At 47.1% G+C, this 20,957-nt stretch carries 18 protein-coding genes; 6 read left to right on the top strand and 12 right to left on the bottom strand.

Going from position 1 to position 20,957, the window contains the following annotated elements; all coding sequences use genetic code 11:
* A partial coding sequence (locus SHEWPOL2_RS17700) for a CYTH and CHAD domain-containing protein (RefSeq protein ID WP_037430265.1) occupies positions 1-1,314 on the top strand: 1,314 nt, incomplete at its 5' end.
* A gap of 52 nt (positions 1,315-1,366) precedes the next feature.
* Here SHEWPOL2_RS17700 and SHEWPOL2_RS17695 read toward each other — a convergent pair.
* The 8 genes from SHEWPOL2_RS17695 to SHEWPOL2_RS17660 all read right to left on the bottom strand — a co-directional run bounded on the left by SHEWPOL2_RS17695 (position 1,367) and on the right by SHEWPOL2_RS17660 (position 8,402).
* Positions 1,367-2,191: an ion transporter gene (locus SHEWPOL2_RS17695; RefSeq protein ID WP_037421864.1), complete on the bottom strand. Its 825-nt coding sequence runs from the start codon at positions 2,189-2,191 to the stop codon at positions 1,367-1,369.
* A 146-nt stretch (positions 2,192-2,337) separates the two neighbouring features.
* Positions 2,338-2,667, bottom strand: coding sequence for a hypothetical protein (locus tag SHEWPOL2_RS17690; protein WP_037421772.1), 330 nt, complete (start codon positions 2,665-2,667; stop codon positions 2,338-2,340).
* A gap of 107 nt (positions 2,668-2,774) precedes the next feature.
* A complete protein-coding gene (locus SHEWPOL2_RS17685; RefSeq protein WP_037430262.1) occupies positions 2,775-3,428 on the bottom strand; it encodes a hypothetical protein in 654 nt (217 codons plus the stop codon).
* A 147-nt stretch (positions 3,429-3,575) separates the two neighbouring features.
* A complete protein-coding gene (locus SHEWPOL2_RS17680) occupies positions 3,576-4,265 on the bottom strand; it encodes a PspA/IM30 family protein (RefSeq protein ID WP_037421761.1) in 690 nt (229 codons plus the stop codon).
* An 11-nt stretch (positions 4,266-4,276) separates the two neighbouring features.
* Positions 4,277-4,690 carry a DUF2170 family protein gene (locus tag SHEWPOL2_RS17675; RefSeq protein ID WP_007645549.1) on the bottom strand — a complete coding sequence of 138 codons (414 nt, stop codon included), beginning with the start codon at positions 4,688-4,690 and terminating at the stop codon, positions 4,277-4,279.
* Positions 4,691-4,768: 78 nt separating this feature from the next.
* Positions 4,769-6,493: a polyamine aminopropyltransferase gene (locus SHEWPOL2_RS17670; protein WP_037430258.1), complete on the bottom strand. Its 1,725-nt coding sequence runs from the start codon at positions 6,491-6,493 to the stop codon at positions 4,769-4,771.
* Between the two features lie 4 nt (positions 6,494-6,497).
* Positions 6,498-7,397, bottom strand: coding sequence for a DUF350 domain-containing protein (locus tag SHEWPOL2_RS17665; protein ID WP_037430257.1), 900 nt, complete (start codon positions 7,395-7,397; stop codon positions 6,498-6,500).
* Positions 7,398-7,412: 15 nt separating this feature from the next.
* Positions 7,413-8,402 carry a hypothetical protein gene (locus tag SHEWPOL2_RS17660; RefSeq protein ID WP_037430255.1) on the bottom strand — a complete coding sequence of 330 codons (990 nt, stop codon included), beginning with the start codon at positions 8,400-8,402 and terminating at the stop codon, positions 7,413-7,415.
* A gap of 254 nt (positions 8,403-8,656) precedes the next feature.
* On the opposite strand from SHEWPOL2_RS17660, the gene glnE reads away from it, so the two are divergent.
* Both glnE and SHEWPOL2_RS17650 read left to right on the top strand, forming a co-directional pair.
* Entirely contained in the window at positions 8,657-11,521 is a 2,865-nt protein-coding gene (gene glnE / locus SHEWPOL2_RS17655) for a bifunctional [glutamate--ammonia ligase]-adenylyl-L-tyrosine phosphorylase/[glutamate--ammonia-ligase] adenylyltransferase (RefSeq protein ID WP_037430253.1), read from the top strand.
* 57 nt (positions 11,522-11,578) lie between these two features.
* Positions 11,579-12,550, top strand: a complete 972-nt coding sequence (locus SHEWPOL2_RS17650; RefSeq protein ID WP_037430251.1) for a sensor domain-containing diguanylate cyclase — start codon at positions 11,579-11,581, stop codon at positions 12,548-12,550.
* A 46-nt stretch (positions 12,551-12,596) separates the two neighbouring features.
* Here SHEWPOL2_RS17650 and SHEWPOL2_RS17645 read toward each other — a convergent pair whose 3' ends face one another.
* Entirely contained in the window at positions 12,597-13,556 is a 960-nt protein-coding gene (locus tag SHEWPOL2_RS17645) for a sodium-dependent bicarbonate transport family permease (RefSeq protein ID WP_037430249.1), read from the bottom strand.
* 136 nt (positions 13,557-13,692) lie between these two features.
* On the opposite strand from SHEWPOL2_RS17645, the gene SHEWPOL2_RS17640 reads away from it, so the two are divergent.
* Entirely contained in the window at positions 13,693-14,685 is a 993-nt protein-coding gene (locus SHEWPOL2_RS17640) for a LysR family transcriptional regulator (RefSeq protein WP_037430246.1), read from the top strand.
* Between the two features lie 51 nt (positions 14,686-14,736).
* On the opposite strand, the gene zapE is transcribed toward SHEWPOL2_RS17640, so the two are convergent.
* Positions 14,737-15,942, bottom strand: coding sequence for a cell division protein ZapE (gene zapE, locus SHEWPOL2_RS17635; protein WP_037430243.1), 1,206 nt, complete (start codon positions 15,940-15,942; stop codon positions 14,737-14,739).
* Positions 15,943-16,147: 205 nt separating this feature from the next.
* Between zapE and SHEWPOL2_RS17630 the strand changes: the two genes are divergently transcribed.
* Positions 16,148-16,999, top strand: coding sequence for a polymer-forming cytoskeletal protein (locus SHEWPOL2_RS17630; protein WP_037430240.1), 852 nt, complete (start codon positions 16,148-16,150; stop codon positions 16,997-16,999).
* Positions 17,000-17,004: 5 nt separating this feature from the next.
* On the opposite strand, the gene SHEWPOL2_RS17625 is transcribed toward SHEWPOL2_RS17630, so the two are convergent.
* Both SHEWPOL2_RS17625 and SHEWPOL2_RS17620 read right to left on the bottom strand, forming a co-directional pair.
* Positions 17,005-18,483 carry an insulinase family protein gene (locus SHEWPOL2_RS17625; RefSeq protein WP_086024077.1) on the bottom strand — a complete coding sequence of 493 codons (1,479 nt, stop codon included), beginning with the start codon at positions 18,481-18,483 and terminating at the stop codon, positions 17,005-17,007.
* A gap of 26 nt (positions 18,484-18,509) precedes the next feature.
* Positions 18,510-19,925 carry a pitrilysin family protein gene (locus SHEWPOL2_RS17620; RefSeq protein WP_037430236.1) on the bottom strand — a complete coding sequence of 472 codons (1,416 nt, stop codon included), beginning with the start codon at positions 19,923-19,925 and terminating at the stop codon, positions 18,510-18,512.
* Positions 19,926-20,083: 158 nt separating this feature from the next.
* Here SHEWPOL2_RS17620 and SHEWPOL2_RS17615 point away from each other — a divergent pair, with 158 nt between their 5' ends.
* Positions 20,084-20,911 carry a M14 family metallocarboxypeptidase gene (locus tag SHEWPOL2_RS17615; protein ID WP_037421721.1) on the top strand — a complete coding sequence of 276 codons (828 nt, stop codon included), beginning with the start codon at positions 20,084-20,086 and terminating at the stop codon, positions 20,909-20,911.
* Positions 20,912-20,957: the final 46 nt, after the last annotated feature.

Raw genomic sequence — 20,957 nt, 5'->3', positions numbered from 1 at the left:
CAAACCATCAAAACAGCAGGGCAAGTGATTGGAGGGATCCATTCACGCCCCGAATATAATGTCACTATTCAAGCTGATAGCCCTGATTTAAGCCTGTTTCCGGCAAACATTTGGCCCTTAAATGCCAATCTAACCGCTGTACAAACTGAGCTTGGTTGCGTGTTCCATACTGATTTTTATCGCCGAGCTTGGCATGTAACTGTGGGAAATAGCCTAGTGGAGGTCGCCTTAGATACTGGCGAAATTACCGCCAATGGCAAGCACGAGGCGCTCTGTGAACTGGAATTTGAGCTGTTAAGTGGAGATGCTAATGCACTATTAGTATTGGCAACGGAAGTGGCTGATACTGTTCCAGTACGTTTAGGCAAAGCCAGTAAGGCGCAGCGGGGCTATCGACTCGCGGGGCAATCTAAGCCGTTAGCCTTAAGTGCACTGGAGTTTTTACCGCTGCCTGTGCCTGAAGATTTGAATCTACATCAACACCATCAACAGGATTTAACGGCGACCTGCCAAGTGTTACTTGAGACGGCACTTGAACGTTGGCAATTGCTTGAGGCGATGATAGCTGATGAACAAGATAACGAAGCTCAGATAGCCCTTTGGTGGCGGATGCGTGCTTGTATTCGTTTATTACGGATGACTCTGAGCCAGTTTGGTCTCGCTAATGCTACTTTGATGCAGCAATTTAATCTTATTGAATCACAACTAATGTTTATTGAAGAGGCACAGGCCTTAGCAGCCTTGCTCGGTAGTCAAAAAGGCTTATTAACTCGGCACGACGCCCGTCAAGCTTTGATGCAACAACTACAGCTGCAATTTGAAGCCATGGATATCTCAGGGCGGTTAAATTTACTCTGGCAAAGAGTTGAATACGGTCAATTGCAGTTAGCGATTGTCGAGATCCTATTGGCACTCAGCGCGGGGAATATCGAACTGCCCGCAGAGCTTGGATTATCCCACCATGCTGATCATGCTCAGGAAGCTTCATGGCAGGCGATTTTAGCTGCCATGCCTAGCGATAAGACAATGACCGCCGAGGATTATTTGCAGTGTGCCGCGTTACTGGATGAGAGTATTCAAATAGGGCAAGCGTATGGGCTTTTATATGAGGCAAAATCCCGTGATGCCTTTAGGGCGCCTTGGCAGGATTTAGTGTTAGGGATTCGAACCTTAGCCTGTTATCGACAATTAACACTTGCGGCCAAATCGCTTGGTGTCGATTTAACCGATTGGCTTGAGGACAAGCAGCAAAGCTTACTTTTTGCAATGGAGGCATCGAGACAAAACGCGATTGAGCAAACGACCTATTGGTAAACGGCCTGTTGGAATAGCCATATTGAACGAAGCTTAGGAAGGCAGTGCCTTCCTAATTTTTTTGGGCTTCTAATGCTTGTTTTAACTCAGCAATTTTGGCCAGCATCTGTGCCTGATTTTGCTCCATTTGCCGCTGGGTTTCTTCCATTCTAGCAAGCGCTAGTTCAAGTTCTGACTTGATTTCTGCCTTATGGGCATCTTGGCGCTCCTGTCGTTCGCTTTCATCTGGTGCAACAAACACAGAAGCCATATAGCCCGAAATTACCCCGAAAAAACTCACACCACTAACGATCACTATGCCACCCACAATATGCCCCGCGGTGCTGACGGGATAAAAGTCGCCGTAACCTACGGTCGAAATGGTCACTAATGCCCACCAAATAGCCTGCTCGGCGGTTTGGATATTGGCGCCTTCGGTGCCGCTTTCGACAATCAAAATGATAATTGAAGCGAAGGTTAAAATGGTCACCATCGCCACCAGCAAACTGGCAAGGGTGGCTTGTTTACGTTGTTTTATCAGTGGGATAAGGAAGGAACGGCTCATACGGATTAAACGGATCACCCGTAGGATTTGGAAGACCCGTGCAATGCGTAGCGCCTCAATAGCAGGAATACTGGCGATGAAATCGATCCAATGATGGCGTAGGTAAAAGAGTTTATTCCGCGAGCGTAATAGGCCAGCAAAAAAGTTGACCATAAAAATCATGCAAATCGTGGTATCGATGAAAAAGAGTAATCGATAGGTTTCTGTATCGAGACGGCCAAAGGTCATCACTAGCACTATGATCACCGATAGCAGCGATAGCAGCATCATTGCAACTTCGATGGGTGAGGGATTACCAACGGCGCGGAGTGACCAAGAGGTTTTATCTGTCATGCCTAACATGATCCCTGTGTTTTAAGGCGAATGTTTAAGGTAAAAGAGTTTACGCTATGAGTAAATTAACTTTGTGATAAATCGCCCGAGTTAGTCCAGTCAGGCCATTTGACGCCGATTTTTGTGCAGGATTAACGCTGAAATTATTAGTCCTTTGCGACAAAGCGCACGAGATCTTCGAGTACTCTACGTTTAATTTCAAGCTGGGCATCAGCACTTAGGCCGTATTTTTCAGCAAGTTGCACATAATCGTCAGCGTTAAGTGACACGGTTAAACGGGGGCGAGTCGGACGTTTTGAAACACTTAAGCCCAAAATAGTTCTGATCTGATCGGAAGGGCTGACACCTGCATCGAGCGCCGCTTTACGAATAGAATATTGAAACTTTTCATCGAGGTCGAAAGCCACTTGAGTCGCCTTTGCAGCATCTTGGTTCTTCTGCCATTGCTCTGGAAGAGGGTGTTTCATTTTACTCATTGGGTTTTACCTGTTGCTATCAACCGTATATTGCGAGCCAATTCAATGGGGATTGTAATGGCTTAAGCGATAAAGTGCGAGTCACGCACTTTATCTTTTGCCAAATTTTACTGACCTGGCCAGTAGTCGCGAATGTCCGACAAGGGGCGGTATAAGGTCAGTACCACATCGGTATCGCCACCCTCATACACTTCAACTTCTACTGCGCGGCTTTCGTCATCATCGAGCAGCAAATAATATTCGAAGGGTTCACCGCTGGCACCATTGGCATCCTGCGGCGGTTTAAGTCCTCGATAATCTTCACGGTGAAAGTAGCCAAAGAGTGCAAAACTCACTTGGTGGTATTGCTTGCCCAACCATTGTTCGAGTTGTTCTGCTACATCTGGCGATAACTCTTGGGTGGTGAACTCGGCGTGTCCAGGCTCATCGAACAGGGTGCTAAATTGCTCTAGGTCGAATATTTGCTCAACCTGGGAGCGGGTAATTTTAAGGGAAAAAGCAAGGTAAGTTTCATCGTCTTCTTCGATGCTTAAAAACAAGGTGTCACTACCATGCCCTTTGAGTACCCATTCGGTTTGTTGTTTACGTTCAAATTCGTAGGTATTAACGGCTTCGACTTTGAGTTGTTGGCCGCGCAATTGTGGTGGCAGTGCAAAACTATTGTCGATGGAGATCATGTCACCGATCTTGAGCGCGGAGGGATGATTGAGTTCACGCGCTGGTGGCGCCTTTTTACCAAAAATACTGTTAAAAAATCCCATATTCGCTCCTAAGCTGTGCGCCAATGTTCTGAACTAACCCGATGAGTTAGCGTAGACTTGGGTGAATGTTGGTATACCTAAAACAAAAAAGCCGAGCACAATAGGGGGTGATGGTCCCATCAGTGCTCGGCGTTTGGTCAATCTTAATTAGCTTTTACGTGCTTTAATACGTTCGAGCACAGCGTTAGCATTGGATTTTTGCTCACCGATGCCCGCTTCAGCTAACTTAGCCTGCAATGATTTATCACTGCCTTCTTCGGCTAAGGCTTCAGCGGCTTTTAATCTGTCATCAAACTGCTGCTGACGCGCTTTGATACGTTCTAAAGAGTCTTTTGCATTCAGTAGCTTAGAGTTGCTTGATGCAAAAGAGTCGGTAATGGTCGCCGTGGCTTTTTGCACGCTTTCGGTGGTTTTTACCATGCTTAACTGACGTTGATAATCAGACAGTTGACGCTCGGTTTTCTTCACCAAATCTTTTAAGCGTACCGCATGGGCGCTGAAGCTATCATTGGCGGTCTGCTGCTCAGATAGTTCTTGCTCCAATTGGGCAATTTTTTCCGCCACTTCAATCGCTAAGGCTTCATTGCCTTTGTCTAACGCTTGGGCGACATAGCCTTCGTGCTCAGCAATTGAACGCTTTAAGCGGTCAACTTCGCGGCTGGCTTGCATTTCTTTGGCCATGACATCGGTCAGTTCGCGCTTGGCGTTGGTTAAATGTTTCTCGGCATCGCGGATTTCCTGTTCGAAAATTCGGGTCGAGTTTGCGTCTACGATGCTTTGGCCAACTTCGGTGGCACCACCGCGAAACGCTGTTAAAATTTTATTCAGAATGCCCATGTTGTGGCTCCTTATTTCAGATAGTCGACCATTTCATCGATAACTTCTAAACAGTTATCGGATAATACTGCTAGCTCTTGCTCGATTTCGAGCATGCTAGATTGCAGAGACAGTGCACCGTAAACCACGTATTTGTCATCAATCTTGGCAAAGGCTGACAATGGCATTGGAATGTTCAATTCGAGCATGGTTTCAAACATTTCACTGCGACGTTCTTGGTTTACTTCATTTTCGCCCCACAGGTAACTGATGCAGAGAATTTGGTTATCCGTAACCGATACGAATACCGGGATTTCTTCACGGCCGACCACATTCACTTGCAACACTTCGACTTCACCATCAATTGGATAGCAATCGAATTGGAAGCCGGTTTGGCTGTTATTGCCAAGGCTGTTGAGGTGATTAGCAAGAGTATGGATATTCATATTTGTCCTTATTGACATATTATGTCTGTGTTCAAAGATAGCACTGAGACATAATATGTCAAGCACTATCTTCATCCGTTAAAAAAGATCCAGTCCTTGGGTTTCGGACCAAGCCTGTTGATGATAATGGTACAACTGTAATGACCCCAGTTCATTGGGCTTAATATTGGTCGCATCCTGATAAAAATTGGCAGGAAATTCAAACGCGCCTTTAACTAAACCTAAGGTTAGCCAGTCATCCGCAATTGGCAGCTCTGTCAGCTGCGCTAAACGATGTTGAGCATCTTTGCCATTTAAGGTGGCAATACTCCAACCCCATTCGCCAAAACTAGGGACATTGTGGTGATATTGTTTTACATCAAATCCCGCTAATGCCAAGGTTTTTGCTACCGAGATAAAGGCTTTTTGCGCATGATAGGGCGACGTTGACTGTACTGTCAGAGCGCCATCACTGCTCATTAGTTCCTTAAGTTTTCGATAGAAATAATCCGAGTAAAGCTTATTCAGATCCGGATGGCTGGGATCGGGTAAATCCACAATAATCGCATCATATTTATCCCCTTTCGCAATCAGTTTATCTACTCCATTAAAAGCATCATCGTGGATGACCGTTACTCGAGGATCGTTAAACGCATTGCCATTGAGTGATAGCAGGGCTTGGCTTAAACGCGCAGGCATATCAGAATCTGGGGATTTAAACAGTTGCACCAATGCCGCATCAAGGTCGAGTAGGGTTACTTGTTCAGGTTCCCAGCGCAATACTTGTTTTAGGCCCAGCCCATCACCGCCGCCAATGATTAATACCTTGTTATGACGAGCGCTAGCCGCAAGGGTTGGATGAACTAAAAACGCATGGTAAATGTGTTCATCGCTACTCGAAAACTGTAAACGACCATTGATATACAAGGCATATACGGGGGGAAGACCATTGCCGCGTAGGCGCTCTGTAAAGGTCAGCTGTTGAAAACGTGTTGCCTTGGCATAAACCACCTTATCTTTGTAAAGCAGATTGTTTAACTGTTGCTCCCAGCTTGGCCCTTGAATGGCGAGCAGCAACAATACGCCAGTGACGACTAAGTGGCCCACTAATAGTAATTTCGGTCTTTGGATCTTTGGCCAAAAGCGCCAGATAAATACAAACCCAGCTAACAAGTTAAAGCTGGCGGTGAGTGCTGCGGCCAGTTGTATGTCAATAGCCAGCATAAAGCCGACCCAAATGGCTGCGCCAACTCCTGCGCCAATATAATCTGCTCCGTAAATTGTGCCCGCATTGTGGAGTAGGTGTTCATCTGAAAGGGATTGTCTTACCCTTGCGATCAGTGGGATTTCCATCCCGATCATCAAGCCGAGCAGCACGCCCCAGACATAAGGTAGATATTCGCTAAGCTTTTGTAGCGTGCCAATCATCCCACCTTCGGGCAATTGATCCGGCGGCAAGCCCAAGGTGCTGGCGATGATCATCGGTAGTTGTTGGCCAAAACCTATCACGGCAGCGGTAATTAGAATTGCCAGCGAACCACAGAGCGCGACGGTGAGTTCGAGCACCACAAAGCCAGTGAACGCATCCTTAATTTTACGCGCGGCAAAGGCCCCAAGGCCCATGGAGACGATCATCAGACCGATCATGGTATAGATGGCGGCCTCAAGTGCGCCTAAAATCCGGCCTGCGTAGTGGGATAACAGGTATTCGTAGATAAGACCGCACCCAGCGAGCACGGCCATTATGCCCAGTAATAGGGCATCGTCGAACCAGCCTAGGCGGCTAGGTTTAGCCGCCGAAGTGGTTAATTGTGACTCGTGCATGCATTTACGCCATTAGGGCTGTGAGGATAAGTGCGATTGCAATACTGATGGCCATTTCCACGGCTGCGATACCAATATTGTGTTGTCTTTCGACTTCATCCGCTAAATTGATCCGTGCTAAAACCAGCTTTTTAATGATAAACAGCAGCAGTGTCAGTACGACCAACATGATGATGGAGAACACTAACCAACCAATGATGTTAGTGACATAGGCCGTTGGATTGAAAAGAATAAAGTGACTCGCAGCATTAAAGCTGAGCGCCATAGCGATCATAAATCCGGCGTGGCGGATGGCTAAAGCGGTATGACCTTGAGCGAGTGCCTGTTGCATTGATGAATCTTGGTTACGACTTGCGAAACGTTTTTCACGTAAGCGGGTGAGAAGCACCAGCATGAGTTGTGAAATCGCAAAGGCGCTAAAGATGGCAATAAAAGTGTCGATTGTTAAATCTTCAGCCCATAACAGCACCGCGCGAATAATGATTGCGGTGGCGATAGCAACACTGGCATCCACAATGGCGACAGACACGTTACCTTTAACAATTTGCTGGTTTTTATCGAGTTCGTTTAACGCGATTTTATCGTGTAGAAAGCGACCGAATTTAATCAGTATTAGGCCAAATAAACCATAGGCACTCATGCCTATCGCTTCGGTTAAATAGGAGGGCGCTGCGGCACCTGTGATGGCGCCTGTGAGCACTATGCCTAACGCAGCAACTGCGCCAGCAGTACTGATCCCAAAGGCAAAGTTATCGCGTTCAGCCAGTTCTTTACTGCTATTTACTCTTACGCTCCATCCTTGTAAATAACGCATTAACGTTAATAGGATAACCGCAATGGTAAGGTCGATTGCGAGTATGGTGACTAGCTCTGGTGTGATACCGAAATCCTGAAATAGTGTCATGGGAGATCCTTTACGTTACTTGCCTCGGCGCACACTGCGGGTCGTGCGGTTGCTGGAATTACGGAAACTGCTGTCTTTAGAATAATTTGAGCGGAATTTACTGCCCGATTGCGCGCCTGACTTATTTGCTGAGCTCGAACCAGCAGTATTTGCTTTGGGGGCGCTAGTGCTCTCGCGGGAGAGAGCGGTTGAGCCTGTACGTGATTTTGCATAGGGGCTATCGAAGCGCTTTCCTTGAGAATCAAAACGTTTTTTCGTTTCTGCAAAGACTCTAGCTTGAGCTTCTACCTGTTTTGGCGAGGTGTAGCGATATCGGCCAACGTCGTTGTAATAACTATATCCACGGTTACCTGACCAGCGGTCGTAATAGATTGGACGCTGAAAAATGTTGGAGAACATGGAATACATGCCGTACCAAGCCCAGAAAGACATGCCACTAGAGTCAGTCTGCCAACTTCCATAAGCGGGGTTACCCACTAGTTGACTACCAGGGCCATAGTCCTCGGCATTATTGGCAAGGGCCGCCGCTTCACGGCTGATGGCATTGACACGGGCAAGCTTACCCTCTGACATATCTGCGATCACGTTCACCGGATCGGATAGCATGTCGTTATACAGGCTAGGATCGGCTGCTTGATAGAGATTCTCAACCTCGGCTAATTGTTGATCGAGATCGGTAAAGTTGGCCGAATTTTTGGCATCAGCTAAGCGGCGTTTGAGCGAAGCATACATGGGCCCTTCGGCGGTTGCATCCTTGGCTAATTCATCCACTAATGGCGCTAAATCGGGCTTTTGCTGTTTTAGCAAGCTGCTATATTGCTTGAGCAGATTAGCATTACGCACCTGCCCGTCATCAAGCATGGTATTGAGGGTTGTGAGACGCTGCTCTGTGAGTTGTTGATACTTCTCTATTTTCTCCGGCCGATCATCGCCACAACCCGTTAGCGATAAGGTCGCGGCCAAAATGAGCATCGACGTGAGAACACGCATTAGCATTCCTGCCATGTTTTCTCCAAAAGTGCTGAAATAAAACTCAAATATGGGCGGACAATAATAATCAACTTGCCCAATATGTTTGCCTCACAGGTTATAGTACCCTAAACAGCCAAGAAAGAGGGGTTGCTCTCTTGAGGGAACTTAAGTTTTGCCATTTATAGAAACACGCGTTAAGGCATAGCAACTTTGTTAAACCTGATGCGATTTCATTCTATATCATTTGTGACATAATATGTCGATGTTTAAATTTGTTAGGGATTATTATGGCCGTACAAAAAGACAGTAATAAGTCATTGTCTCCCCTCATCACTCAAGCCGCAGAGCGCCATTGGGCACGTCTCGCTGAAGTATGGTCAGAAGGACTGGCAAATTTAACGCCTGCGCAGCAGCTGGAACTAAAAAACGTTTTAGGATTAAGCGATTATATCGCGGTGCAGTTAACTCGTTCTCCTGAATGGATCAACACCCTGTTTGCCGATGATTTGCAGCAAGTCGAACGAAAATTGTTTGATGTCCAGTTACGCGAGCTATTAACCAGCGCCACTACCGAAGACATGGCAAAACGCTTATTGCGTCGATTCCGTAATTATCAAATGGTGCGGTTAGCATGGCGAGACTTTTTAGATTACGCCAGCTTAGAGGAGTCTTTGCTCGATCTTTCTGCGCTCGCAGAGGCGTTAGTTATTGGCGCAAGGGATTGGCTTTATAAAGAGATGTGCGCGCAATACGGGACACCAATGGATAAGGTGGGTAATCCTCAACCGCTGTTAATTTTGGGTATGGGAAAACTCGGTGGCCGAGAGCTGAACTTCTCTTCTGATATCGATCTGATTTTTACTTTCCCAGAACATGGTGAAACAGTTGGTGGTCGTCGTAGTCTTGATAATCAACAGTTTTTCATCCGAATGGGTCAACGACTGGTTAATTTACTCGACCAAATTACCGTTGATGGTTTTGTATTCCGCGTCGATATGCGCCTGCGCCCTTATGGCGAGAGCGGGCCTTTAGTCGTGAGCTTTAGTGGTCTTGAGGATTATTACCAAGAGCAAGGGCGTGATTGGGAGCGCTATGCCATGGTTAAAGCCCGCTCGCTCGGGCCTTGGAATCATTTTTCCGACGAGCTACACAGTTTGTTGCGCCCTTTTGTTTATCGCCGTTATATCGATTTTTCGGCGATTGAATCCCTGCGCAAAATGAAACAACTTATCGCTCAAGAAGTCCGCCGTCGTCAGTTAACCGACAATATTAAGCTCGGTGCGGGAGGGATTCGTGAGGTGGAGTTCGTTGTACAAAGCTTCCAGTTGATCCGTGGTGGTCGTGAACCCTCGCTGCGTCAGCAAAGTCTGTTTGGCGCGATGGGCACCCTTTATAGCCTTGGGCAGTTTGAATATCTGGCGGTCGATGAGCTAAAACACAGTTATTTATTGCTGCGCCGTGTCGAGAATCTTTTGCAAGCGATTGATGATAAACAAACGCAAACCTTGCCGAATAATCCTCTCGATTGGGAGAGGCTTTGTTATGTGCTCGAGATAGCTAATGAAACGGATCTTCGTACCCATATCGAGGCGGCGATGGCGAAAATTCATCGTCACTTTAAGGCTACCGTTGGCGGCGAAGAAGGCGAAGAAAAAGCCGAGCATTGGACGGCGCAGTTGTGGAACGTGCAGCAGGATGATCACGCAATCAACTTGTTAGCCGAGCAGCAGGTTGATGACGAAAAACTCTGGCCTTTACTGAGTCGTTGGCGTGAAACCGTGACGAAACGCTCGATTGGCCCGCGTGGACGTGAAACTCTCGATAAATTAATGCCAAGGTTGCTCGACGAGCTGCTTAATCAACCTAGCCCTTCAGCGGCTTTTGAGCCCGTGTCTAAAGTGCTTGAGCAAATTTTAACGCGTACTACCTACCTTGAGTTACTGTGCGAAAACCCCGGCGCCCGTCAGCAACTGGTGAGTCTGTGCTGCGCAAGTCCTTGGATTGCGGTGCAACTTGCAAAGTTTCCTATGCTGCTTGATGAGCTTATCGACCCAGCGCATCTATACGATACAACTTCGTTGGATGATTATCCGAGTGAGCTGCGCCAGTATCTGCTGCGGGTACCAGAGGATGATATGGAGCAGCAAATGGAGGCGCTGCGTCAATTTAAGTTATCGCAACAACTTAAAATTGCCGCCGCCGATGTCACCGGTGTATTGCCTGTGATGCAGGTGAGTGACCATTTGACTTTTTTGGCTGAAGCCATTATCGAACAAGTGGTGATGCAGGCATGGCAGCAGATAGCGGTGCGCCATGGCGTGCCAAGTTATCTAGCGGAAAGCAGCGACACGGGCTTTGCGGTGATTGGGTATGGCAAGTTAGGGGGTATTGAGCTGGGTTATGGCTCAGATTTGGATTTGGTTTTTCTGTATGAAGCGCCGGAAAATATGACCAATAGCCTAACCAATGGTGATCGACCGATTGAAGTTGGTCATTTTTACCTTAAACTGGCTCAACGTATTCTGCACTTATTCTCGACCCGAACGACCTCGGGTGAATTGTATGAAGTGGATATGCGCCTGCGTCCTTCTGGGGCATCGGGTCTTATGGTGAGTGAGATCGCCCGCTTTAGTGAATATCAAACCCAAGAGGCGTGGACGTGGGAACATCAAGCGTTAGTGCGTTCACGTTTTGTGTTTGGTGATAATAGCTTGGCTGTCAAGTTTAGCCAAATCCGCGCTTCAGTCTTAGAGCAGCCAAGGGACAAAGACGAGCTTAAAAAAGCGGTTCGTGAGATGCGGCAGAAGATGCGCGACCATTTGCTTAAGGTTGCCGAAGGTGAGTTTGATTTAAAACAGAGTCCTGGCGGGATTGCGGATATTGAGTTTATTGCACAATACTTAGTGCTCGCCAATGCCCATGAGTACCCTGAGTTGTCAATTTGGTCAGATAATGTGCGTATCTTCGGCGTGTTGGCTGAGCTTGAGCTCTTGCCACTGATGAGCGCTCAACATTTAACCCAAAGTTATTGCTGGTTAAGGGATGAAAATCATCGCCTAACTCTACAGCAAAAATCAGGGAAGTTGGCTTACGCCGATGTAGCTGCTCATGCGGAGCGGATACTCGCCATTTATCAGACGATACTTGAGTAAGTAAAAACAAGTGAATCAAGTAGTGAGTCGATGCTTGATATAGAGTTGGAGCGAGCTATGCAATTACCTCCTATCCCTGAGAATGAGTTGCAACGTTTAGCCACCTTAAGGGCATTGAATATACTCGATACCGATGCCGAGGAAAGATTTGACAGGATCACTCGGCTGACTCGGCGGATCTTTGCTCTGCCGATTTGCGTGGTGACCTTAGTTGATGCAAATCGTCAATGGTTTAAATCCCGCCAAGGATTAGCGGTGACGGAGACATCAAGGGATGTTTCGTTTTGCGCCCACGCCATTAATCACGATGGTATTTTTATCGTTAACGATGCCTTAACGGATCCCCGTTTTCACGATAATCCTTTAGTCACTCAGTCTCCCCATATTCGTTTTTATGCTGGTTATCCTTTGACTATTCATAGCGAATATCGGGTGGGGACGTTGTGCTTAATTGATAATGAGCCGAGGGAATTTAGCGAAGATGATATCGAAACCTTAACGGATTTGGGGCAGATGGTTGAGGCTGAGTTGTTGTCTATTGCACAGAATACTTTAGATCCTTTAACGATGATTTCTAATCGGAGAGGATTTGAACTCCTTGCTTATCAATCTCTTGCTAGTTGTCGACGCATGGATTCTCAGGCAGCGTTAGTCTTTTTTGATCTGGATTTTTTTAAAGAGGTCAATGACCGTTTTGGCCATCGCAAGGGCGATCAGGTACTTTATGATTTTGCCCATATTTTAATGGCGGCATTTCGGGAATCAGATGTAATCGCGAGATTAGGTGGCGATGAGTTTGTGGTGCTATTAAGTTTAGTGCAGCCCGATACCGTTGGCTTTGCCATCAAACGATTTCAATTATTACTTGACCAATATAATCAACAACATCCACAGCAAAACTCCTTAAAAACCAGTATAGGTATCGCCCATTGGTCGCCTGATTCGGATATCAATCTTGAGGATTTACTCGATGCTGCCGATAGGGCAATGTATCAGGATAAAGCCGAACATCATTCAAAAAAACCTTAATGGCGGATATAAAAAGGGAGACCTGAGTCTCCCTTATGACAAATTGTTATCCGGTAATTTGCATTATCCAGTGTTGGTACAAGGGTAAACCGATTAACACGTTCACCGGAAAGGTAATCCCGAGGGATGCTAACATAGCGAGTCCGATATTCGCTTCGGGAATGGCGGCTCGTATGGCGGCGGGTGCGGCAATATAAGAGGCACTGGCACTTAAACCTGCAAGCACTAAGATGCTTCCGGCAGGTAACTCGAGCCATAACCCCACTCCAATCCCACACCATGCCAAGACAAAAGGTGTGACGGCGGCAAAAACTAATAATCGCCACTGCTGCAATGGGAGTGGTAAACAGACTTTCGCTGTGACTAATCCCATCTCCAGTAAAAACAAGGCCAGTAGCGTTTTAAAACCACCTAGTAATACAGGACTAATGGGTGCAAGCCCTGTCGGACCATAAAGCCAACCGATGACGACTCCACCCACTAGGAGTATTACGCCGCGGCTGGTCAAGGCCTCATGCAGTATGCTCGATTGCTGAGTATTAGGCACTGTAGCTTCTAGCGGCTGTTTAGCGCTTAAATATCGGTGTAACCAGAGCATAACCACAATCGCTGGGAGTTCGAGTAACACCAAATATAAGGTGGTTTCCGGTCTTAATATCATCCCTGATTTTTCCACCATGGCGATAACAACGGCAAATGTGCCTGCGCTGACCGATCCATAATGGGCTGCAATACTAATGGCATCCGTGCGTCCGAGCCGAACTAAGCGCGTGAGCACAGGGTAAAGTACTAATGGGATGATCAAACCCAGTGCAACAACAGCAACGAGTTCAGTGATCACTAAGTGTTGAGTATGACCATGCAGTGCCATTCCGCCCTTTAACCCTAAGGTCAGCATTAACAAAATGGATAGGGTTTCGTAAATGGCGGGTGGCACTTTAAGGTCGGATTTGACTAAGCCTGCGAGCAAACCTAAGGCGAAAAATGCAATGACAATATCTGGCATAAGTATCTCATTAATAAAGGCATTAATATTTTAAGGCTATCATTTTATTTGAAAACCATTGAACGCTGGAGATTCTGAACCTAATTCGATATATTCAAAAATAAATTATTTGCTAATTAGGTATAGATAATTATCTATGGATAAATCTTCTCAAGGTCAATTAAAACTACGGCATTTGAGTTTTCGGTTACTTGAGGTTTATGTGCAGGTGGTTCGATTGGGCAATATTTCGGCGGCGGCTCGCACCCTGCACCTTACTCAGCCCACAGTGTCACTGCAACTTAAAAAGTTAGCGGATATTTTGGGCGAACCTTTGCTGAACAGTATTGATGGCCGTATGTCGCCAACCTTAATAGGGCAAGAGCTTTACCGAGCCGCCTGCGATACTTTGAGCCGCTTTGAAGATTTCGATGCCTTTATCCAGCAAGCCAGAGGTGGCAGCATTGGCCATATCAATATCGGTTTAGTGACTACGGCAAAATATGTGGTACCACGGATTTTGGGGGCGTTTTATCGGCAATTCCCGCAGGTCAAAGTGACCTTAAATATCGGTAACCGCGCGCATATTTTGGGACGATTTGAGCGCCAAGAAGATGATTTATATCTCTTCAGTCATCCACCCAGTGGTGAGCAAGTGTTATCGGCGAGGATCATTAAAAATCCGCTGCAGCTTATTGCGCCTAAGGATCATTGGGCGGTTGGCCGTCAACAAGTTCGCTTTAGTGAATTGAAGCAAGAGCGTTTTATTATCCGCGAGCCCGGTTCGGCAACTCGCCTGATGTTTGAATCTTGGTGTAGCGCTCAAGGGATCGCCTTGAGTGAAACGATGCAAATTGAGAGTAACGAAGCGATACGCTTGAGCGTGGCATCAGGCTTAGGCTTATCGGTTATTTCTGCCCACACCCTACAGGAAGGGCGCGAAAAGCCAGCAGTATTGTCCGTGAGCGGATTTCCGCTGGAGAGTAATTGGTATCTTGTTGGCCGTCGGGACAAGCGTTTGCCCTATGCCGCAATGCAGCTTGTGGCGTTTATGGCGACCCATCTTGCCGAGTGTATCGAACCAGAGTGGGTTGCGGCGGATATTCAGCAGTTAAGTGCTATCTTTGCGCCTGAAAGTTTGTCCCGGTAAAGGGTTACGGTAGAGGTTGACCGCTGCCGCTTCTTCGGGCGTGTTGAGGGTTCAGGATTGTTTGGTGCTGTGGCTCATTTCGATTAGCCGACTATAGGTGCGTCGAAACTCAAAACTGAGGGCGCCGCCTTGGTAGAGATCCATCAGTGGGACGTCGCAGCTTAAATATAAACTGGCATCTTGATCGTATAACTCATCGATAAGGCTGATAAAACGCCGAGCAGGATCATCGTTGGCGGCGTAAGAGAGTTGCCGCTCACCGGTAGTGGCCGCTTGGTTCTCGCCAGTGCCATCCTCAGTGCCGCGGGCGCGGATCCAACTTTTTACTTCGCCGCCCAGTTTGGGAACACCGCTCAGCAATACGATCTTAAATCGACTGGCAATTTCGATGTAATCGAGTTGTGAGCGCGGGCCATCACACAGGGCATAAAAGTCGAACCAAGCAACCGAAGGCTGTTGGCCTTCAGCAGTGGCGCGCACGACGGGGATATCACGCTGGCAGACTCGCAGAGTTCTTGTTTGAACAGTGTTTGCGCCTTGAGTGAGCGTGGTAAAAATACCATCGAAATCCAGTGTGCCACTTAGTCCAATATGGTTTGAGATGGCGGTAATAGCCTGCGCCGACGGCTCAGTATTTAATGCATGCAGTCTGTGGTCTTGCGCGCCATTAAGATGCAGCATTTGGGTATGGGCTAGGAGCTGGGCAATGCAGGGTAAAAATCTGTGCCTTGCGAGGCCATTTTCATATAAACGTTCGATGGGCATGTTGGATGTGGCAACCAGCACGACTCCTTGGGCAAACAAGGTTTCAAACAAACCAGCGAGGATCATGGCATCGCCAATATCTGAGACAAAAAACTCATCGAAGCAGAGTACCTTACACTCCTTTGCTAAATTTTTTGCAATTAATTTAAGGGGATCGCGCTGCCCCGCATGTTCCTTTAAGGCTTGGTGCACTCGCGCCATAAAGCGGTGAAAGTGCAATCTCAGTTTTCCTTGCTGTGGCAGAGCATCAAAGAACAAATCCATCAGAAAGGTTTTACCGCGCCCGACATCGCCCCATAGATATAAACCTTTGAGTGGCTGAGCGTCTGTTCGACCAATAATCTGCTGATACAACTTATCTAAGGCGAGCACTGCCTGCGCCTGCGCGGGATCTTCAATCAACTCGAACCCGATTTTAGCTTGATAAATGGCTAATGGTGTTTGGTTTTGAGTTGACGGTGACAACGGGTTGAAGGTCATGGAATTTGTCATAAATTGAGTCAATTTTAGGCGGTGCTAGGACCAATATGGGGTGGGATATCAGCCCAATCGTCTTCAGCCTAACATAGATTGTTGCAGGGCTAAAATCTTGTCTAAAACACTGCCTAGTTAAATATCAAAGGAATCCAATGCTTTATTATTGAGAACTTTTAACCTAACATCTTTTTCACAAAAATAATGATCTGGAACTAAACCTATGGGTAGCAAAGGCCATAGTGCCACATTTATCAGTGCCTCAACCGCAATTGAAGGTGAGATGCAACTGGCGGGCACGGCATTCGTTGCGGGGGCATTAACAGGTAAGATCCGCGGTGCTGGACTGATTAAAATCGAGTTTGGCGGTGAGATCTCGGGTGAAGTGAGTTGTGATGAACTGAGAGTTTGCGGGGTTTTTCGTGGCAAAGTGCGTTGTAATAAGTTAGTGATTGTGAGTTCTGGTGTCGTTGAAGGCGAAGTGTTGAGCCATCAATTAGAGATTTATGAGGGCGGACAATTTATCGGTCAGCGCCTAAAAAATACTGAATTGGATCATTTGCCCGATTTACTTCAGACCTTAGCGCCAGACGTTATTGCTTCCAATGCGAAAACCGCTCACGTTAACGCCTTATATGCCAGCGAGCCTAAAGATCATCGGCAGGGAGTACACAAATGGTTGTCCTATGGCGCTGCCGCAGTTGCGCTCATCGCGGTTGCTGGAATGATGGCACCAACACCGTTGACTTCATGGTTCACAACCCTTGGTCAAGCGGCTTCAACGTCAGTGAGTACTGAGCAGAGTCCGTCAGTGACAACTGAGTCTATGTTGTTATCGCCAGTAAAAGATGACTCTTTAGCGCCGAATGGCGTTATGGCCGCTACCGATAACGAGTCGCAAAATGCTGCATTGATAACCTCGGATAAGGTCGAGACCAGCAGTGCTGAACATCATCAAGCCCATACGAATATCGACTCGGGCGCTGCTATGGAAGACTTAGCGCAAATGGAACAAGGCCATGCCCAAATGTTACAGCAAGGCAACGCGAGTGATGTTCCTAAGGATAAATTATAACGATATCAATCATTCACTTTAACCTCCTCTAGTTGCCATCCCGGCAACTTAGCTGAGAGATCCGCCGAGATCTTGGCGACATCTCCCCGTAAAATGATTAGAGGTTCACCATAAAATGCTTGTTGTGCTAGTTGCATCAACTGATTGGGCGATAGCGCCTGCAGTTTAAGGTTTATGGCTTGTATTGATTGTGGAGCTAATCTAAGCACCTGTTGATGAATAAATTGGGTTTCGCTCAGGTTAGGATTATCTTGCGTTAACAAGGCTTCGCCAATCAGATAGGTTTTTAGGGCGGCTAATTCCCCTTCGCTTGAAGGTGTTGAAGCCAGCAGTTTTAAATGATCTAAGATCCCCACCACAAAGGCGCCCGTATGTTCTATTGCCGTGCTGCCATAAAACTTGATGCTAGTGGAGAGTGGTGCATTGGCGCACTGACCATAGATCCCGTAGGTCAAACCGCGCTTTTCTCGCAAATCGTAATAGAGTCGCCCGGAAAAACTGCGTCCTAAAAGTGCGGCTAAGCTGCGGCAAGCTAACGGCATATCCTGCGCTGACAAATGCTTATCGTCGAGGGCATACCCTATTCGCACTTGTGTTTGCACACTACCCGGTGCATCAATCAAATACAGCGTGCGGGATTGTGGTGGCTGTTGAGTGTTGATGAGGTGTGATGGAGAGTCCGTATTTATGCGAGTTGGCCACTGGCTGAGGCTCTGCTTAATATCAAACTCGGTTTGCGCATGATTAGGTAAAAATAACTGCCAGTTTGCCTGAGCAAAGGTGTTCTGCTGTAGCCGCGACAGTTCGCTTAGGCTAAGTGAGTCAAACAAGGCCTGATTGTTGATGTTCTTGTTGTAGGGATGTGCTGTCCCTAGGAGTTTATCCCGCCAGACTTTATCGATTTCGGCGCCACTAAAGGCATTTAAATGCTTATTAAGCTTCAATTGACGGCGAATATTATCGATATCGATTGCCGCCGTTTCACTAAATGCATCGGGCTGCCAAAACTGTATCAGTAAATGGTAGAGATGATTAGCTGATGCGGGGCACGTTAAGCTGATATTAATGCTATGCAGCGTGACTCGAGTTTCGAAGGTTTCAAGGCAAGCATCGGCTTGGGTCAGCGCTAGGCTACGAGCTTTTTCCTGAAAGGCGACTTGTAAAATATCAGGATTATCAAAGGGTATAGTGGGGCTAATTGCTACTAGGCTCATTCTGTTACTAAGGTTTTTAGTCGCGCTAGTCGTACGCTGTAACTGGTAAGGTAGGGTGACGCCATTGGGGGTGACATCAATAAAAGGTTGCTCATTGGGAAGATAAATATTCCCGACTTGAGGTAGGTTGGGTTGGGTATCAAAGTTTGCCAAACTGGGCGCTTGAGTTGGGGTAAAGCTAAGCGGCGTCTGCTGACAGGCGCCAAGTATGACAGCAATAAGACCAATACTCATGGTTTGCAGTGCGTTAGATAATCTTGATGTTGGCATTAAGCAGTTGTATCTGAATGTTTTCATCATAGCACTGCATCCTCTAAATCGTCGCTAACACCAGCGGGTAACCATTCGAGTAAGGTTTTTCCAAAGCGGATATACCAAGGCGGTAACAGATCAACCCTGACCATATTGGGAGTAAAGTATTGCTGGGCAACGCGCTGGAGATCCGCTGTGGTTACTGCGTTAACCCTTTCCCATTGCGCCGTTAAGGGATGGGCTTGATCCTGTTTGTCGGTGGCTGATAGTAAGGTGGCTAGGGATTGAGTGTTGTCGAGCTGCCCCAAACGCTGGTTTAACCAGGTCTGCTTGAGCTGACAAAGCGTTGCATCACTTATGCGAGTTTGTTGGGTTTGCTTAACTAACGCTAAGATCATGTCGGTTAGCGCATTAAGGGAGGTTTTTGCCCTTGGCACTAATACCAGATTGGTTATGCCATGATTTTCTAGCTCAAAGGGCAGTGAATAACTCAACATTTGTGCCGGATCGTGCAGGCTGATTTGTGCGAGGGCGCTGCGAGTATTTTGAAATAAATAGCCTTCGAGCAGTCGAATAGCGGCAGCATCGGGATGATTTTTACCTACCGTATGCCACGCAAGCAGTAAGCCGGGCCAAGGGCCACGTTCATCGATGAGCTCCGCATGCACGGGCTTAGGGTTAATTTTTAGCTCGTCAAATTTGGCAATCGGCTGATTAGGCGTGGGCCAAGCACTAAAGTGTTGTGCTATAAGCGACTTGACGTCGGAGGGAAGTTTGCCGACCAGAGATAGCTGCATCGCATCGGGACGATAATGGGCGCGATGAAAGGCGATTAACCGCTCGGGACTTGCCTGAGTAATATCCTCACGGCTACCGATAATACCGTGGCCATAGGACGTATCTTTAACCTGTGCTAGCAGAAATTCCATCGCACTGCGCACATAGGGTTGATTATCTATGGTTTGCGCCATCTCTTGGAGCACGGTTTCTTGCTGATTTTTCACTGTGGTTTCGGTCAAATCGGGGCGAATAAAACGATCGGCCTCGAGGAACAAGCCCAAGGCGAGGGCTTGGCTCGGCAGAGTGACATAGTAATTGGTGTAATCGAAGTGGGTGCTGGCATTAAAGCGGGCACCTAAGGCGCTTAGCTGTTGTGCATAGGTGTCGCCGGGTGCCTGTTCACTGCCCTTGAATAACATATGCTCGAACAAATGCGCGTATCCCGTTTGCCCCTTAGTCTCGTTGCGCGCCCCCACAGTAAATTGGCTGGCAATGGTGAGGGTGTGTTTATCCTCAAGGGGCAATAAGTGTACGGTAAGGCCATTGGCGAGGGAGTAAGTTTCGATGCGTGATTCTAATTGATAAAGCGTTGCAGCGCCTTCGATTTGACATTGTGCCTTGAGTGCTGGACTAAGCAGCATCACCAATATAGCAAGTCCAAGGCGGGTGTGTGTGTTCATTTGGCATCCCATCTCAATTTCCGATTGATGGCATAACGCAGTGGTGGTGTTGGCGCGTCAGACACTCGTCGGATTTCATCTAAATCAGTTGAATAGCATTCAGTTTTTGTAAAGAGCTGCTATGATGGCACAGTTCTTTTCTGGCATAAGTACAAGATATGGTAAGCAGATCTCCGTTCGAATCCTTTCAGTGGAAAAGCGATATTTTTAACTGTGAAAGCACTGATATCGATAATTTTTATCTACAGCTTGAGCAGGAAATGTCCCGTTTGGGGATGGTTGAGAAAAAACTCGGTGACGTGGGCAAATACAGTGTCAGTCTGTATCAGTCACCTGCCGCGAAATCTGGCTTACCTTCGTTATTGATCAGCGCTGGATTTCACGGTGAAGAGTCAGCTGGCCCTTGGGGATTGCTGCACTTTTTAAGTGAGGCATCAGTCGAATTATTCGAACGGGTAAACTTAAGTATTTTGCCTTTGGTGAATCCAACGGGGTTTAAACGTGGCCACCGATTTAACAAATTTGGTGAAAACCCTAACCGAGGCTTTGTATTTGAAAACGGTAAACCTAAGGCAAATGAGAGCACCTCAGTTGAAGGTAAATTACTGTTAGAACACGCACAATTACTGATTGCGGCGAGTCGTGATGGTATTTTAACCTGCCATGAAGACGTCTTAAGTCATGAAGCTTATGTTTATTCTTTTGAGCCAAGCCAAGTGCCAGGGCGTTTTAGTCTCGATTTACGCGATACGCTGGCAGGATATTTCCCCATTGCTGTTGATGGTGAGATTGATGGTTGCCCGGTTAAAGATGGCTTGATTTTCAATCATTTCGATACCTCGTTTGAGGCATGTTTAGTGCGCAGTGGCGCGCGTGTTGGTGCCTGTACCGAAACGCCAGCGTTGCAAAATTTTGATCAACGGGTGTTAGCAAATAGCGCGGCAATGACCCACTTCTTAGCGCTATGCGCGCCTTTATGTGATTGATTACAAAGCTTGATTGCAACCAATATAAAAATACCCGCCAAGGCGT

Source organism: Shewanella sp. POL2 (assembly GCF_000282755.1).
GTDB classification, from domain to species: Bacteria; Pseudomonadota; Gammaproteobacteria; order Enterobacterales; family Shewanellaceae; genus Shewanella; species Shewanella xiamenensis.
This window is presented reverse-complemented; position numbering and strand designations above follow the sequence as displayed.